This window comes from Dyella sp., from assembly GCF_051954575.1.
In the GTDB taxonomy this organism is placed as follows: domain Bacteria; phylum Pseudomonadota; class Gammaproteobacteria; order Xanthomonadales; family Rhodanobacteraceae; genus Dyella_B.
Genome location: NZ_JBQCHP010000041.1, coordinates 33,166 through 50,861, shown reverse-complemented (window position 1 = coordinate 50,861; position 17,696 = coordinate 33,166). Strand labels below are relative to the sequence as shown.

The 17,696-nt window shown below is 60.2% G+C and carries 10 protein-coding genes; 5 read left to right on the top strand and 5 right to left on the bottom strand.

Annotated elements, in window-relative coordinates:
• Nucleotides 1–5 precede the first annotated feature (5 nt).
• The gene (tilS, locus tag ACTHNE_RS06005; RefSeq protein ID WP_440268760.1) at nt 6–1,310 is read left to right on the top strand and encodes a tRNA lysidine(34) synthetase TilS; all 1,305 of its coding nucleotides are present in this window, start codon (nt 6–8) and stop codon (nt 1,308–1,310) included.
• Between the two features lie 56 nt (nt 1,311–1,366).
• Here the strand turns inward: tilS and ACTHNE_RS06000 are convergent, their stop codons facing one another.
• Nucleotides 1,367–8,911 carry a neuraminidase-like domain-containing protein gene (locus ACTHNE_RS06000; protein ID WP_440268759.1) on the bottom strand — a complete coding sequence of 2,515 codons (7,545 nt, stop codon included), beginning with the start codon at nt 8,909–8,911 and terminating at the stop codon, nt 1,367–1,369.
• Nucleotides 8,912–10,017: 1,106 nt separating this feature from the next.
• Entirely contained in the window at nt 10,018–11,301 is a 1,284-nt protein-coding gene (locus ACTHNE_RS05995; protein ID WP_324937134.1) for an MFS transporter, read from the bottom strand.
• Between the two features lie 217 nt (nt 11,302–11,518).
• On the opposite strand from ACTHNE_RS05995, the gene ACTHNE_RS05990 reads away from it, so the two are divergent.
• Nucleotides 11,519–11,776 carry an exodeoxyribonuclease VII small subunit gene (locus ACTHNE_RS05990; RefSeq protein ID WP_324937136.1) on the top strand — a complete coding sequence of 86 codons (258 nt, stop codon included), beginning with the start codon at nt 11,519–11,521 and terminating at the stop codon, nt 11,774–11,776.
• 77 nt (nt 11,777–11,853) lie between these two features.
• Here ACTHNE_RS05990 and ACTHNE_RS05985 read toward each other — a convergent pair whose 3' ends face one another.
• Together ACTHNE_RS05985 and pmbA are read right to left on the bottom strand one after the other, a co-directional pair.
• Nucleotides 11,854–12,285 (bottom strand): DUF4870 domain-containing protein, encoded by a 432-nt coding sequence (locus tag ACTHNE_RS05985; protein ID WP_440268758.1) that lies wholly within the window; start codon nt 12,283–12,285, stop codon nt 11,854–11,856.
• Between the two features lie 106 nt (nt 12,286–12,391).
• On the bottom strand, nt 12,392–13,762 hold the full coding sequence (gene pmbA, locus ACTHNE_RS05980) for a metalloprotease PmbA (RefSeq protein ID WP_324947085.1): 1,371 nt from the start codon (nt 13,760–13,762) through the stop codon (nt 12,392–12,394).
• 101 nt (nt 13,763–13,863) lie between these two features.
• Between pmbA and ACTHNE_RS05975 the strand changes: the two genes are divergently transcribed.
• Nucleotides 13,864–14,118, top strand: a complete 255-nt coding sequence (locus ACTHNE_RS05975; RefSeq protein ID WP_324947083.1) for a DUF1653 domain-containing protein — start codon at nt 13,864–13,866, stop codon at nt 14,116–14,118.
• Nucleotides 14,115–14,639, top strand: coding sequence for a ribosome biogenesis factor YjgA (yjgA, locus tag ACTHNE_RS05970; RefSeq protein WP_324947081.1), 525 nt, complete (start codon nt 14,115–14,117; stop codon nt 14,637–14,639). Before ACTHNE_RS05975 ends, yjgA begins: the two co-directional genes overlap by 4 nt.
• 142 nt (nt 14,640–14,781) lie before the next feature.
• Here yjgA and tldD read toward each other — a convergent pair whose 3' ends face one another.
• The gene (gene tldD, locus ACTHNE_RS05965; RefSeq protein ID WP_324947079.1) at nt 14,782–16,221 is read right to left on the bottom strand and encodes a metalloprotease TldD; all 1,440 of its coding nucleotides are present in this window, start codon (nt 16,219–16,221) and stop codon (nt 14,782–14,784) included.
• 141 nt (nt 16,222–16,362) lie between these two features.
• Here tldD and ACTHNE_RS05960 point away from each other — a divergent pair, with 141 nt between their 5' ends.
• Complete coding sequence (locus tag ACTHNE_RS05960; RefSeq protein WP_440268757.1) at nt 16,363–17,544, top strand: sterol desaturase family protein; 1,182 nt, start codon at nt 16,363–16,365, stop codon at nt 17,542–17,544.
• Nucleotides 17,545–17,696: the final 152 nt, after the last annotated feature.

Below are 17,696 nucleotides of genomic sequence, written 5' to 3'. Positions count from 1 at the left end.
CGCTCATGGCCCAAAACACTTTGCCGACACTGCTCGACGCCGCCCTGCAGGGGCGGCCCGAAGGCGCCTTGTGCGTGGCGTATAGCGGCGGCCCGGATTCCACTGCATTGCTGCATGCCCTGGCACATTCACCCGCAGCACGTGCGCGCGGCTTGCGAGCCTTGCATGTGGATCACGGCCTGCAGGCCGAAAGCGCGCGCTGGGCGGCGCATTGCCGTGCGTTCTGCGCAGCGTTGAGCGTGCCGTGCGACGTCTACGTCACCAAGGTGGATCTATCCGGCGGCATCGGTCTGGAAGCGGCGGCGCGCCAGGCGCGCTACGCGATCTTTGCCGAACACCTGCATGCGGACGAACGCCTGGTGTTCGGGCATCACCTGGACGATCAGACGGAAACCGTATTGCTGAAACTGTTGCGCGGCGCCGGGCCGGAAGGTCTTGGAGGAATGCGGGCGGAGCGCCCCTTGGGACAAGGTCTAGTATGGCGACCGTTGCTCGACGTGCCGCGGCAGCTGCTGCTCGATTATGTTCAGGCGCACGACCTGCCTAGCGTCCATGATCCGTCCAACGACGATCGACAACTCGCGCGCAATCACCTGCGGCACGAAGTGATTCCGTTATTGAAGGCGCATTGGCCGCACGCGGCGATCTCCATCACGCACAGCGCCAAGCTGTGCCGCGCCGCCGCCGATACGCTGCAGAACGATTGGCTCGCTGCGCTGGAAACCTTGCGCGACGACACCACCAACAGCCTCGATGTACGCGGCTGGCTCGCGCTGCCCGCCGCACTGCGCGATCCGCTGCTGGCGCATTGGCTGCACGCGCAGGGATTGCCGGCGCCGACCACGGCACAGCGCCAGCAGATCGAACGCCAATGCACCGCACAGGACGGCCAGCTGCCGTGCATCCAATGGGCGGGTGCCGAAGTGCATGTCTGGAAGCATCGCCTATGGGCGATGGCGCCGAGCCACGCAACCGATGCGTGCGCGGCACTGCAATGGCAGGGCCAACCGCTACGCTTGCCTGATGGTGGTCGCTTGAGTCTGGAACCCGAAGCAACGCTTCCGATTGCCTTGACCGTACGCTGGCGCAGCGGCGGCGAACGGATCAAGCCAGCCGGTGATCGATATACACGCGATCTTCGTTCACTGTTTCAAGCCGGCGCGATCCCGCCATGGCAACGCGACGCGTGTCCCTTGCTTTATGAAAAAAATGAACTGATCGCCGTTGCCGACCGCTGGTTGAGCGCACGCGCCGAATCACTATTCCGTGAGGCTGGCGCCCGGCCGCGCTGGCGGCCGGGCAACTCATGAGTGGCGAGGTTTGAAGTGAAGGTCATTCGCCGAGCAGAATCCATCCGGTTTATCCGCTACCGAATCACATATTGGATATGCAGGATGACATCGCTCAAGTTTTCGAGCATTCCCTTCTGCTTGCCGGTTGGATTGGGAAACCTCAACGCCAGCACGCCGCTGTCCGCATTGACGCCTTCGAACGGCAGAAGGCGGCCGTCATGGAAGTCCAGGCGGAACAAACCGTCATCCTGCACGCCATGCGATACGGCCATGGCATGGATGCCCTTTGACAGACTGGCATGGTCGCTATAGCCAAGCTCGGCCTGAATGTCCTGAGAAGTCCCCAGCATCCCAGGCAATGACACGCCGATGTGCTTAATTCGGCGTTTTTTGCCGGCGTAGTGCGGATAGTCGTCCTGCAAACGCAGATCCTTCAGTGAAAGCTTGATTGCCAGGCATCCATCCTCTATCGATACGGCGGTCTTCTCCTGGCCATAGGCCTGGGTGCTGCCGTTGATCAAGGCCGCCACGGCATCGCCGAGCATGAACGGCGCTTCGAGCGCTTCATACACCATGCTGAGTGACACCGTGCGGCGCACCTCCAACCCTCGGGCACTACCCTTCAGGTAGGCGTCTTCCATGCGCGCCAGATTCAGAAGCAGCGTCTCGCCGCTCGACAAGCCGGCCCAGTTACCCTGCCAAGCACCCGGCTTGATGAAATCCGCCGTTTCGTCGTCAAGTTCCCGCTGAAAAGCTTTTTGCGCCATCAGGCAACGCGCTACGGTCAGGTCGTAATACTGATAGAACACCGTCGCCAGCCGGGCGCGCAGCCAGCTATACAGGCCTTGGCCGGTAAACTTGGTCTGCAGGAAGGCGAACTGCGCCTGCGTTTGTGCCTGTTGCGTTTCCAGATGCGCTTTTTGCAGGCGCGCCGATTCCTGGCGTATTTTCAGGACTCTCAGCTGGGCGTTTAAAATACGTACTTCTCCTTCTGCATTCTTGCGCGCGAGATCCCAATCTTGACGGCGGCGCTCATACCCCGCCTCCATTTTGAGCCTATCGCCCGTCACTTCAGCGATTGCACTGACGACTTCGGAAATATCTTTAAGCGCGACGGGCGTACCCGCCCAGGTTTCAGGACCTGTAGTGAAACCAAGCTTATTAGGTAATGTTTTGGCCGCAGCTATCGCGAACACCAATGGCATGCTTCTTACCTTGGCCAGCTTCGCGAAGCTTAGTGCGCCTTCCGCGAGGCCCTCATATAAACTCACCCCCTCTTTGACAAGCCGCTGATAATGGTCGCGGCGGTTCGTCGCAGCAGTGCGTGACTCCTTCAACGCTTGCTCGTCGGCCTCCAACTCCATGAGCGTTTGATCCTGCAGCTTCAAACTGTCCAGCATCAGTTCGCCCGCCTGCGTTCCCAGCAGCATGGCAAGCGCTTCGGCATCCTGGCGATCAATCAACAGGCGGATCGTCGTACCCAGGCCGATCAGCTGCGACACCATGCTCTTGGCGCTGTCCAGCATGGTGGTAAAACGCCATTCGTGGTTGTCCTCGACCTTGGGCAGATCGTTGCCGCCGCCCGCGGCGACAACCGCCGCCGTCAGCAGCGCCTTGGGATCGGCCGGCGTGGCGTATATCGGTAGACTCAGCGGTTGTCCGTCAATGGAAAGATGGTGGCGCAAGTTATACATGCGCAGGGCAAGCGTGTCCCAATAGCCGAACAACATGTCATTGATCTCGGGCACGAAGACCTTCAAGAGACTGTTTGCCGAGCGCTCCGACGGCTCATTCGCACCATCGCCTGACTCATCCGCGCCGAACCCGCGCATAACCCGGCTCAGCATCGCCCAATATTCGCTCAGCGCGCTATCGCTGGCGGCTTGGCCCAAAGTGGGAGCATCCCAGGCCGTATCCGCATCGACGAAGGGCCGCTCGCCGAGCAGATTCAACGCCTGGCTGTACCACATCTTGGCTTCGTTGAGCGTATCGCGCTCCAGCTTGCGATACGCCGCATCGCCACGTGCGATCAGGATATCGAGCGCGCGCATGAAGGTGGCGACCTTGTAGTGCATGGGGTCGTGCTGCGCCACGGCGTCCGGGTCGCTGGAATCGAGCGGATCGCTATTCCAGGACACATCTTCCAGCAAGGGGCGAACGTTCCACTGCCGCTTGGTCCAGTCGTCGATCTGCCCATCATCGTCGCGCAGCGGGCGGCCGCACGGGCTCCATACGTAATTGAGCCAGCGCTGGGCCTCGTCGAAGCGCTGCTCGTCCAGCATGCGCTGGGCGATCATCATGGGGGCGTAATAGAAGAGCTCCCAGAAGTACAGCGCGTTGGCACCCGCAAAATCCATTGGCTCGGTTTGCTGGGTGGAGATGAAAACACGGTCGGCGATGCCCGGATTAAGAGGCAGCTCCGCCGATGGTCGCATGATGGTCGCGGTATTGGACGCCGGTACGTAACTGAGCCAGACAGAACGGTGGTATATGGCGAGGCTGTCAGTCGCCTTGTACTGAATGTCGATATTGGCGTCATTGTGCGGGCCGGGCTTGCCTGTGCTTCCATGCGGCGCCCAGCCCCCTTCCGGATAAGGCACGAACAATGTCACCTCCGTTGTGCGATACGGATCGACACGGCCCTCCCAGCAGAGATACTGATCTTTTTCCTTGAGAAAGTAGGAATAGTAGATTTTCACCCACGGTTCATCGCCGTGAATCGACGGCTGATAGCGCGGTAGTTGCAGCGTAAGATAAATCCCCAACCCCAAGGGCGGCTCGGGTATCTGCTGAGTCTGTAGATTGAGAATGGCGTCGACGCCACCTTCCGCCTTCGATACCAATTTACGTGCGAACAAGGTGTTCAGGCGCGTGCGATACGCCAGCCGCTCCGCCAGCAGCTCCATGTACTGCGCCCCATTATCTGCCGTACCCAAGGTGATGACATTGGTGCTGGAGTTGATCTGGGCAGTCACGGGTATATGCCTGGACACGGACATGCCCCCCGCAATGACCTGAAAGGGAATATTTTTGCGCGCAGGCCTCTCGTCTACATCAATTACAAATCGGGCAAACCTGACATACGCCCACCATGGTTCAAAACGGCTGTCCGGGCTCTGATGATCAACGTAGCGCTTGACGACGAGATCATTATCAATTTCGAATTCGATGGATACGCCATCTTCCGCAAGATGGTCGTTTCTCTCAAGAAGACGCTTAGATATGGGTAACCAACCCGATGGAATTACATCCATGAAGCGTATCGCTCCTACTGCTACGTTTGAACGATATTTATAGACACCGCCATGTTCCGGAAAATATTCGACGTAATCTGCCTGCGACGTACCGCCAGGATGGTCGATGTCGATTCTTGTAGGCGGGCCTGCCGCTACGCCATGAAGCAGGATGGTGCCATCGTTTGCGACCAACGCATTCCACACCCCATCTGGAGCGCTGCTGAATCGCCTGATCGCGCTCGATTGATCGGCGGAAAGATAACCCACGAGAATCTGCCATGGCCCAGGCAGGACCGCGTCGAACGAAACATCCATACCGATCGATAGCTTTCCGGTACTGGGCTCTGGCGTGGTTATCGATATATTGTCGATACGGCCATTCAATTGCCCACCTCCAGATGATTCCAGAGAGAACGGCACGACAGTAGGCACACTAAAACCTACTAGCTGCAAAATATTATTGACGCGTTTCAGCTCCGCCGTATCGAGCTCATGAGGCACGACTTGCAGAATGCCATGGAAATATTCGCTCTTGTGTTCCGTATCGACCGTCATATCGCTTCGGATACGGAACCCATGGAGCCCATCTACTCCGGGCACGTCGCCTGCTGCGCCGGGCTTCTTGTAGACCACGACGATCAGTGCATCTTCCGCATGGTAGTTGCTGCAATAGAGCGCCGAATCGGCATTAACAATGATCTCGCCAACTTTTTCCGGCACATCAAGGCTTAAAGGTATGCTCCAGCTGCCGTCGTAGCGCCGATGCGATATCTTGAGTTCATGTTGATACTCACGCTTCTCAGGCAGATGGCCTGTGTCATCCGGCGGCGTCACATCCCGCCGCTCCAACCAGCAAACGTACAGCCGCGATTTGAACACTACCGGGCGGATCAGCTCGCCATGCGGCGCCGGCGCGCAGCCGATCTTCTGCCAGTCGGCCCAGGCGTTGGCGGGCAACACCCCGGTCTCAGCGCGCTTGTTTTCATCGGCGCTGCGCCAGTAATACTCGCCCGCATCGCTGCGCCCCACGAAATAGGTCTTACCCTTGGTGGCGTCCAGATCATCGTGGTAACCGCTGATTACGCGCAAGTTGGCCACTTCCTCGAAGCCGGTCAGATACGCCTGGAAGGCGTCGCCGACCGTATCCACGTTCAATTGCGCCTGGCCAAGCTGCTGCAGCATCTCGGTCATCAGCATCGTCTGGCCGTGCCGGACTGTGGGGTCAATATAGTTTTCAGGGTAGTAAATGAGCTTCGACAGACCGGCCCAGGTGGCATAGCGGCTGTTGTATGGCTGCCAGTCGATAAAGAATTGCCAGGATAGCGGCGCGCTGTCCTCGGGTTGCTCAACGCCTGTCAGCGCGCGATGAATATGCAATTGCAAGCTGGCAATGGCTTCGGCAATGCGCGTGCTCCGGATGTGTCCACTGTTAAGGTTGTCGAGCAACAGATAGGCATACAGCGCCTCTCGGCTGGTTGTGGCCGTTGTAGGCAGTGCCCTGGAGCCCACGGCTGACATCAATGCGCTGCACAGCGCGGCTGTTAGCCGCGGCAGCCGGATAGCTTCCAGCGCCGTTAATTCCTCCTCCGTCAAACCTCCTCGTACAAAGTCTGCCACCTTCTGCCAACGGCCCCATGGGTCAACCTCAGCAGCCGCCCCATAACTGAGATCCAACAACTCCGAGATACCGATGGGCGGCATGCTCAGCAGATCGCCGAGCGACAACCATTGCAGCACCGCGTCGATCTCCGTCCAGCTTGCCAGGCGTTGATCGTCTTGAATCTGGTTGCGAAGTTTCGCGTAGCTGGCCGCGCTTGCAACCTCGTTGCTTTGCCGCCTGATGGCGGTGGCCAAGCCCTGTGGCGTCAGCCCATTGCCTTCGATGAACTCGGTGAGCGCTGCCGTGGCGCCCTCGCCCAGACCATTTAGCCACCGGGCACAGCGGTGCAATGCCATCACAGTCTGAGCCAACGTGCCGAGCAACCTCTCATCCTCTTGCGGATCCAACCGCAACGGCTGCTTGACGAACAGCAACAAAGCCGATGCCGGCAGTGCAAGCTTTCGTGCCACCCATGCCCGTTGCAGCAGTGCACACGTAAACGCAACAACCGACACATCGTCATGTTTGCCGGCCTTTACTTTGTCCCAGTACGCTTGCAGGTTGAGCCGGCCCGGCCCAAGCCGATCTACCCATTGCAATACGGCTTGCGCCGCCTCCAAGGAGGGCAACTCCAACAAGACGGCCACTTCAGGTGCCAGCATCGCAGGCAAGTCATTGTCCACGCCCACCTCAATCGCTTGTAGGCTTTGCAAAAAATTCCGCAACTCGGGCGTCGTGACGGTCACAGACTGCGCAGTGGTCATCGCCCACAGTTCATAGGGCGTCACGTCCATGCTGCGCAAATCCTGCACGGCACGGTAGGTCGTTTCAATGCGTTGCCGCAGCTGGGATTCCAGGCCAGAAAAGTTTCCGGCATAGCCATAGGCTTGCCACAGCAACGACAGATCCAAAACACTCAGACCGTGAATTCTGGCAATCAGCGAAACTCGATACCAATGGGAGTAGTGATTAATATTGACATTTAAGGCAGTTGCCCTCGCCATCAGATACAACTCAAAGGCATCCACACCTAATCCAGCACAAATCGACTGGTTCGTTGATGACGCCCTCGAATAATTCTCGCTGGATGGATCCAAAGATATATGTAACGTGCTTCTTGGCAAACGGAAACCATTGAAAGGAGGCGAATTGAAAATGCGATCGAATTGACCGACCTCACCTTCCTCAGTGAATGCGGATATGGCAGCGCCGCCCAACACCATGGCGTCATCCAACTCAATGCCGTAACGCCGCATGTAACGTTTGGCCAGAGCCAACTGCTCAAGCACCTCGCCGGAGACATGGTAGTCCTCCTTCGTAAGGCGGCCCAGCGCTTGACGCAACGCTAGTGGCGCGAACTGAGTGGCGCGCCACAAACGAACGAACACATTGAACCGCAGCAGCCAGTGACGGAGAAGGCCCTCATTGGTACCGGTCGCCCTGGCAAAAGAAACCGTGCTATATCGTTGCTTGTTTGCATTGGTTGGACGGCGAAGAAGCAACAGGCATGGCAAAACCTGCCCCTCAGCGTCTACCGGAACACCACGGATGGTGCCATCACCAGTGATATCGGGCCAGACATAAGTGTCACCGCTATTGACCAGTTGCTCAGCACCGCTGCTACCCACCCTTGCATAGAGTTGACGGCCAGTTCCCGTTGCTCCTGGCACATTCTTAAACCGAACCACCAGCCTGAACAACCCATCGCCTTTTGGATAAAGGTGTGCAAATTCGAGATCTTCAATATCCTCATCATCCGGACCGAGATCGGTCGTAGGATTTGCGGAAGATGACAGGAATCCGTGGCATTGAATCCGATCGCCATCGAGCGAAACCAAGTCCAATATCGGTAGCCGCAGACCCACGTAGCTATGCTGCGCCGCAATCAATGTCCTGATGTCTTCTGCGCTGCATTGGTACCAGCGCGCCAGCACCGAAACGCTCATCAACTGGTGCGGGGATACATCGCCGAAATTTCTAAGGAACATTTCCCCGTTATCGTCGCGGGAAATCTCTTCCGTCAGAAGCCTCCAGTCCTCCGGCGATATATCCATCTCGGTTGCCGCACGGGGCAATTGGATATCGGCCAGCACGTGCGGCACCGTATCGACATCGGGGAATGTCGGCGCCTTCAGACGCACCCCCTCGCGTACCCGCGTATATAGATCGTGGTAAGGCGTCTGCCCACTTGCCCGGCGCTCGGCAAGATGACGCAGCACGGTGCCCGCATTCTGATTCATTACGGTGGCGACCTTGCTGATCAGCACCTCGTCGCATAATTCCAGCGCAGGCACTTCCACGTCCATATTGTCCTGGCTCAGGACCAGGCTTTTGAGATCGGGCCGGCGGTTGTCGATATGGCAGGGGCTGTCCTGCCCGTGCAAGTTACGAGCCTCGCGGTACAATTCGGTCAGATAAGCCGCCGGCGAGAACATCGAAGAAACCGTGCCGGGACGCGTATAGCGCAACGCGCGGCCGCCGAATTCATCCTCGTATCCCAACAGGTTTACGCGCTCAGCATTGTCGCTCAAGCTCTTGATGGTCTTGAGCGCAGGCGAGCTGCGACTGATGAGCTTAGCCTCGAACAATCGAGCGTCTTTCAGCTGGCGCTGCGCTTCGCGATACAGGTCGGTCGCCTCGGTGGTACTCAGCGTGCCTTTCACGCGACGGCGAAATTGCGCACGTGACTCCAATGCAATCGGCGCGATGTCCTTTACGCCAATACGCGCAGCCAACGCTTTGATACGGGAGATTACAGAATCCATGGCGGCAGAATCGTTCATGTTCAGCTCCTTATTCCTGTCCGGGATTAACGGCTTGCATGGGTTGATCACTACGCTCGCGTCGACACGAAAATACAACGCCCTACCTCAATCTCGCATTGCGATCGACTATCAGATGTTCATCATGATTGAAAAAAAGCTTGCCATTCGCCACCGCCCGACGGCGTCATGACAATGCATGACACCGACCATGCATAAGAAGCACGCTTGAAGATGACGAGTAAACAAAATCTGCTCGAATGCAACGATGGCCGACAGAGGTCGACGTTTTAGCACCTGAGCATTGTTGGAAAGGACACCGTTACCGCGAGCATCTCGCAAACAACGTGCTACCAAAAATTTTTCTGATTACCCATTTGTAGGCGCGGGCGAAGAAAAAGATTCACACGTTCGCGCCAGAACGACTGCCGCGAATCTTCATAACTCAAGGCAACACTGATCAAGTATCGCCGTCGTCACCCGCCCTGTCTGTTCGCAGGCCGCAGGGCCGTCGGCGAAGGCAGACTGGCGCATCGTCGAGACGGGGCCCTGCGGCCTGCGAACAGACAGGGCTGGCCCCGACATGTTGAATTCAAAGTGATGGGGTGATGTCTGGAAGGCCCGCAGGCTACGCCGCGCGGCCTGGCAAGACGGCCAGTCTTCCCGGCGCCACGCGGCACACCCTGCGAGCCTTCCAGACATCATGACGACGGCGATACTTGATCAGTGTTGCCTTAAGAGATGCCATTGATGGTGATCAGGAAAATTCTTCCGGCTTGCGTGGCCCCTCCTTGGCCAAGGATCACATTGTCGAGCCTGATGGATGACGAACACCGAGGAACACCAACACTGCGTCACGGAGCCGAGCTGCGGCATGGGCGATAGATGTCCCATCCAGCTCATGTGATGTATGCGCGCCCGCATAAAGGTGCCCCCATCATCGTGAAGTGCTAGTGAAACGGCAGGTGACGCATAGCGCAGATCTGAAATGCGAGGCTTCGATGTAAAACATGCTCTGCACCACTTCCTATGGTCTGCCTGTTATCCACGCTACCGACAACCAGAACGCTGAAGCATGCAATTGCACAAACACGTGCGCTATGGCCATCAAGCATAGAAGCGCATATTCACGCATCGCTTTTCACAGGCTGTGGCGCAGGCGCAGTGGCCGCCCCCATCACCTTGCGGTTGACGAAATACATCAACACAAACGAAGCGAGCGTCGTGAAGACCAGGATGTCGCCGAGCACGTCGAAGTGCAGCAACCTGTCGCCCGCCGACTGGACCACCACCATGCCGCCCAGCATCGCGGCAAGACCGCCAGATACCTGCTGCAGCGAGGAACTGATCGACATGTACGCACCGCGATCGCTCGGCTTGGGCAAAGCGGACATCAAGGCCGACGACGAGATGATGCGCGAGAAGATACCGATCTGCAGCAAGGCGCTCACCGTGATCAAGGTCCACAGCGTCACGTTCGACATGCGCGTATAGATCAGCACCATCACGATCGTCACCGCGCAGCCGAAGGCGAAGATGCGGAACTTGCCGAACACATCGCTGGCGCGCCCGAGCAGCGGCCCCATCACGGCCGACACCATACCGGTGATCAGATACACCACCGTCAGCATCGCCATGGGAATGCCGAGATTGTTCACGATGAACAAGGTCGAATACGGCATCAGCATGAAGCCGCCCATGGTCAGCAAGGCCGTGGTGGCAAAGCCGATCAGATAGTCGCGCGTAGTCAGCGTGTGCAGCAGGTGATGCAGCGGATTGCGATCCGGCCGCAGCGCCAGATGCGCATTGACCGGACGCAGCCGACCAAGGATCGCAGCGCCCACCGCCGTACACACCACCACGATCAAAAAGAACGGTGCATTCCAGCCCCAGTGGCTGGACAGCCACAGGCTCAACGGCAAACCCAGCACCGTGCTGGCCGCGAACGCCGATTGGATAAAACCCATCACGCGTCCGCGCATCGACAACGGGAACAGATCAGTGACGATCGCCATCGACGCTGCGCCGACTACGCCGGCGAACAGGCCCGTGAACATGCGCGCCAGCAACAGCAGCGTATACGTATGCGCAAGCGCGCAGAACAAGGTGCCAAGCATGAAGCCGCTGTAGAAGATCAGGAGCAGCTTTTTGCGGTCGAAGCGATCGGCAAAGCCGGCCGCGAGAATGCCTGATACGCCCGCAGCAAACGCATACGCGGACACTACCTGGCCAAACTTTTCGGGCGTGATGTGCAGGGCCGGCACCACCAGCGCACCCAGCGGCGCCAGCAGCATGAAATCCAGCACGATGGTGAACTGCAGGAAGGCCAGCACGGCCACGACGAATTTCTGATAACCGGAAAAGCCCATGCCGCCCGGTTCGGCGGCAGGCGAGGACGCAGTCGTCGTCACAAGAACTCCTATGGCGAGCCTTCCTGGCCTCGCGCGGGTTTTGGGGAGGGTCGCAGGATATATCTTCGATATATCGAAATCAAGCCTGTCAGGACAGGCATTCGTGACGGTCCGGACAACGCTTTGCGTCGCTGCACGCTACGCGTTCCACATCCAGGCCATGCCGATCCGCAGCAACGATTGATTCCGTCTTAACGCTGCGCTAGCGTTGCCCGCCATGGCCAAGCCCACTTCCGCCCCTGCCGAAACCACTCCGGTCGCCGACTTCGAGCACTCGCTCGACGAACTGGAACAACTCGTGGCGCGCATGGAAGGCGGCGACATGAGCCTGGACGAATCGCTCAGCGCCTTCGAACGCGGCATCGGCCTTTATCGCCATTGCCAGCAGGCCCTCGACCAGGCCGAGCTGCGCGTGCGCCTGCTGCTCGATCCGGATGCGCCGCAAGCGGCCGAGCCGTTCACGCCCGAAACGTAGGCTGGGGTGCAAGCCCCAACATAGGTATCTGCCGACGTCGCGATGTTGGGGTCGCACCCCAATCTAGGTGGCATTGGCTATTTGATGAGCCGCAGCGCAAACGGATAGCGATAGCGCACGCCTTCGTTGGCCTTCATGCCGGCGATGATGGTCAGCACCAGCCAAGCCAACCACATGATCCCCAACAGGGGGATCGCAATGATAAAGCCGATACCAAAGGTGATGATCGACAGGACCCATAGCACGGCAAGGCCGATGGCCATCGTAATGTTGAAATTGAGGGCTTCCTTGGCTTGGTCGCTAGCGAAAGGCATGGATTCCTTCTTCATCAACCAGATGGCCAGCGGGCCAATAAAGCACGCCAAGCCCCAGAACGAAGCGGTCAGCAAGGCCCCCAGCAACGCCGACAGGTGCGCGAACATGCCCCAGGTACGCTCTTCGGCGGGAATATCTCCACCGATGGGTTCGCTCGGTGGAGGCGGTACGACGGACTCGGGCGGAACGCTCATAAGCATCTCCTTTCAAGTCGTGCAAACGCCGGCCGCTGCCGGTGTGCGAAGCATCCTAGCAGGGTGCGCAGGAACTTGCCGTTAGGCTTTTTTCCTATTCGATTCGTTATTCGCCGGCGATGGTCATGCGATCGAGCAGGATCGAACCGGTGAGCAAGTGCGAGCGCTTGTCCACGTCGCTGCCCACCGCCACGATGCCCATCAGCATGTCGCGCAGGTTGGCGGCGATGGTGATTTCTTCCACCGGATAGGCGATCTCGCCGTTTTCCACCCAGAAACCCGCGGCGCCGCGCGAGTAATCGCCGGTGATGGTGTTGACGCCCTGCCCCATCACTTCGGTCACCAGCAAGCCGGTGCCGAGCCGGCGCAGCATACCGTTGAAGTCGTCCGCTTTGCCGCCGTCGCCGTGTCCTGGCTCGACCATCAGGTTGTGGATGCCGCCGGCGTTGCCGGTGGATTGCAGGCCCAGCTTGCGCGCGGAATAACTGCCCAGCACGTAGCGGGCAAGCACGCCATTTTCGATCAGCACGTTGTCGCGCGTGGCCACGCCTTCGGCGTCGAAATTGCCCGAGCCCTGCCCACGCGGCAGATGCGGACGCTCCACGATGGTGAGCCACGACGGCATGATCTGCTTGCCCGCATGGTCGAGCAGGAAGCTCGCGCGGCGATACAAAGCCCCGCCGCTCACCGCGCCCACCATGTGGCCGATCAGGCCGCGCGCGATTTCCGGTGCGAACAGCACTGGCGCCTGCCGCGTGGACAGGCGTCGCGCGCCAACGCGGGCGAGCGTGCGTTCGGCGGCCTTGTCGCCGAGCGCTGCGGCGTCCATGAAGTCATCGGCGCTGCGCACACTGTCGTACCAGTAGTCGCGCTGCATGCCGGCATCGTCGCCGGCGATCAACGACAGCGACAGCGAATGCCGCGTGCCGCGTTCGCGTCCCACGAAGCCATGCGAGTTCGCGTACACCGACAGGCTCTCGCCCGCCTGCACGCTGGCGCCATCGGAATTGGTGATGCCCGCATGGGCGCGGCCGGCGGCTTCGATCCGCTGGCCCAGTGCGATCGCATCGGCGGTATCGATCGACCAGGGATGCCACAGGTCCAGCTCGGGAAACACCTTGGCCATGCGCGCGGCATCAGCCAGCCCGGCGGCGGGATCTTCTTCGGTGTAGCGCGCGATCGCGCACGCCTGGTCCAGCGTGGCCTGGATGGAGTCGGCATTGAGGTCCGCAGTGCTGGCCGAGCCCTTGCGCTGGCTGAAATACACGGTGAGCCCGAAGCCACGGTCGCGCGTGTGCTCCACCGTTTCCACCTCGCCCAGGCGCACGTTCACGTTGAGCCCGGTATCGATGCTCGCCGACACCTCCGCCTGGCTGGCGCCTGCGGCGCGCGCGCGGCGAATCACATCTTCGGCCAGTTCGGCCAGTCGGTCGAGTTCGCGCTGGCTGGCGTCCTGGCGGGTGGCAACATCGCTCACGTGGGATTCCTGTCGAGGTAGATGGGTACAATAAGCACAGGTGGGGCCATCCCGACCCATTGCCAATAGTTGAATCCCGAAGGGTGCCATAGGAGCGGCCCATGTCCATAGCCACCGGCATCTATCGTCACTACAAAGGCCAGAGCTACCGCGTGATCGGCACCGCCCGGCACAGCGAGACCATGGAAGAGCTGGTCGTATACCAGGCGCTTTATGGCGATTACGGCCTGTGGGTGCGGCCCGCCATGATGTTCGCCGAGAACGTGGAACTGGAAGGCGAGCCGATTCCCCGCTTCACGCTGGTGGAAGCGATGCCGCCCGAATTCGCCCAGGCCACCGACCGGAACCAGCTGTGAACCGCACTTACACCGACGACCCCGAACACGACTACGGCCCCACCCGCACGCAGCAGCGGCGCGATGCGCTGGCCGTGCTGGCGCTGGCCTCGCAACTGGCGGAACTGCCGCCGTCGAAACTCGCGCGAGCCAACCTGCCGGACGACGTGATGCGCGAAATCGATCATCTGCGCCGCATCACTTCGCATATTGCACGCAAGCGCCAGCTCGGTTTTCTGGCCAAGGTGATGCGCCGCCACGACGACGAAGCATTCACTGGCGCGCGCGCCCTACTAGGCGAAGACCGCGAGCAGCAACGTAAGGAAACCGCCGCCATGCATCGCATGGAAGCCTTGCGCGAGCGCCTGCTGGAAAACGATGAAGCGTTTGAAGAACTGGTCGACCAGTATCCGACGATCGATCGGCAGCATTTGCGTTCGTTGATTCGCCAAGCACGCATCGAGCGTGAGGCGAACAAGCCTCCGCGTGCTTATCGCGAGATATTCCAGTTGCTGAAAAGCCTGGCCGAAGACGATACGTAAGCGTGGTGCACACATAGGTTGGGTTACCCCGGACTTGATCCGGGGTAACCCAACCTACGCAAGCACTGCGCCACCCGGCACATCTTGCACCATCGATTCGTTGCCCAATCGCGCGTGATATGACGCCGGCGCCGGCTCAAAACTACGACGCCGTTCCACCCACCGTCATGCTCTCCACGCGCAGCGTCGGCTGGCCTACGCCGACCGGCACGCTCTGGCCATCCTTGCCGCATACGCCGATGCCTTCGTCGAGCGCCAGATCGTTGCCGATCATCGACACGCGCGTAAGCACGTCGGGCCCGCTGCCGATCAGGGTGGCGCCTTTCACCGGCGTGGTGACCTTGCCGTCTTCGATCAGGTACGCCTCGCTGGCGGAGAACACGAACTTGCCGTTGGTGATGTCGACCTGGCCGCCGCCGAAGTTCACGGCATACAGGCCCTTCTTTACCGAGCGGAGGATTTCCTGCGGATCGTGCTGGCCGGCGAGCATGTAGGTGTTGGTCATGCGCGGCATCGGCAGTTGCGCGAAGGATTCGCGCCGGCCGTTGCCGGTGGGCGCCATGCCCATCAGGCGCGCGTTGAGCTTGTCCTGCATATAGCCCTTGAGGATGCCGTCCTCGATCAGCGTGGTGCACGACGTAGGCGTGCCTTCGTCGTCCACGCTCAACGAACCGCGACGACCCGGCAGCGTGCCGTCGTCCACCACGGTGACGCCCGGCGCGGCGACGCGCTGGCCGATGCGTCCGGCAAAGGCGGAGCTGCCCTTGCGGTTGAAATCGCCTTCCAGGCCATGGCCGATCGCCTCGTGCAACAGCACGCCGGGCCAACCCGGGCCGAGCACCACCGTCATGGTGCCGGCCGGCGCCTCCACCGCGTCCAGGTTCACCAGGGCCTGGCGCACGGCTTCTTCCGCGAAGGCATGGGCGCGGCCGTTTTCCAGCAGCTCGCGATAACCGTAGCGGCCGCCGCCGCCGGAATAACCCTGCTCGCGGCGACCGTTCTGTTCCACGATCACCTGCACCGAGAGCCGCACCAGCGGGCGTACGTCCGCTGCCAGCGTGCCGTCGGAGCCGGCCACCAGCACGGTGTCGAGCGTGGCGTTCAAGCTCACGATCACCTGCTTCACGCGCGGGTCGCGCGAGCGCGCATAGGCGTCCACTTCGCGCAGCACGGCGATCTTGTCGGGGTTCGGCAGGCTGTCCACCGGATCGATGGCCGGATAGAGCGCCTTCACGCCATTGACCGCCAGCGGCTTGCCCGCGCCGTTGCCGCCCTGCGCGATGGCGCGCGCCGCCTTGGACGCTTCCAGCAACTGCGGCAGCACAATCTCGTCGGAATAGGCGAAGCCAGTCTTCTCGCCGCTGATCGCGCGCACGCCCACGCCCTGCTCGATGGAGTGGCTGCCGTCCTTGACGATGCCCTCTTCCAGCACCCAGGACTCGCTGCGCGAATGCTGGAAGTACAGGTCGGCCGCGTCGATCGACGGGCCCATCAACTGGGTGAATACGCGATCGAGGTCGCCGGTGGCCAGGCCGCCGGGAGTGAGCAGGCGGTTTTCGGCCTGGGCGATAAGGGAATTCATGAAGGGTGGCCCGCTTGGTGGAATCGGTCTGGTCAATCTGGGGTTGCACGGGGCAGTTTAAAACCCATGCGGCGCGCGGTCGACGATACGTTAGGATGACCACCATTGGCTGCCCGCCAACGAGCGCTGTGAAGGAACACCATGACTGATATACCGAAGCCGGAATTGCTGGAAAAACTGATCGACCGCACCCTCAAGACGCCGGTCGAGGAAACCCGTGAGCTGTTGCGCAGCAGCGGCGAGCTGAAGCCCGGGCAAGGAACGGTCAGCAGCGTCATCGCGCTGTCGCTGGGCATCCTGTGCCTGCTTGCGGTGCTGGCCTTCCATTTTCCGCAATACCTGACCACGCCGGACCTGCGGCACAAATATTCAGTGGATGTGCTGCGCCAGTTGCTGCTGGTGGGTTTGCTGGTGGCGGGCGGGCTGTCCCTGGCCAATGTGATCCTGGGACGTCGGCGCGAGATCAGCATCGTCGCGTTCGGCTTCGTCGTGCTCGCCACCGCGCTGGGCGGATCGCGTGTGCCGGTCGGCAGTTTTCCCGATCACACGCCGTACATCGGGCTGGACTGGTTCATCCTGGATCTGCTCGGTTCCACGCTGATCTTCGTGGTGATCGAAAAACTGTTCCCGCTGTACAAAGGGCAGACCGTTTTTCGCAAGGAACGGCAGACCGATCTCAAACACTTCGCGGTCAATCATTTCATTGTCGGCCTCGCCCTGCTGACCGTGAACTTTCTGCTGCATCATTTGTTCGGCCGCTTGCTCAGCAGTACGTTCCAGCAATACGTGCAACATATTTCGTTCCTGCCGCAATTGCTGCTTTGCATCCTGGCGGCCGACCTGGCGCAGTACTGGACGCATCGCGCCTATCACGAAGTGCCGTTCCTGTGGCGCTTCCACGCCGTACACCACAGCGTGAAAACCATGGACTGGCTGGCCGGCTCGCGCCAGCACATGCTGGAGCTGATCGCCACCCGCGTGTGCGTGCTCGCGCCGCTGTATGTGCTTGGCTTCAGCGAAGGCGTGATGAACGCCTACATCATCGTGGTCGGCTTCCAGGCGGTGTTCAATCACGCCAACGTGCATCTGCCGTGGGGGCCGCTGAAGTACGTGCTGGTGACGCCGGATTTCCATCATTGGCATCATGCGTCCGATGACGAGGCCATCGATCGCAATTACGCGGCGCATTATGCGTTTCTCGATTACCTGTTCGGCACGGCGGTGAAGTCGAAGAAGAAATTTCCCGAGCAGTACGGCGTAGTCGGTGACTACATGCCGGATGGTTTTGTGCGGCAGCAGTTGTTTCCGTTTCGCGGCAAGTAGCGTGCGTAGGTTGGGTTAGCGCAGCGTAACCCAACACGTTCAAGGCGGCATCGTTGGGTTACGCTGCGCTAACCCAACCTACGCGCTGCCTGCGGGCGTCGCCGGCATGGAAGATCCCACTGGGGCAATGACCAGTTTATCCAGTGTAAGGC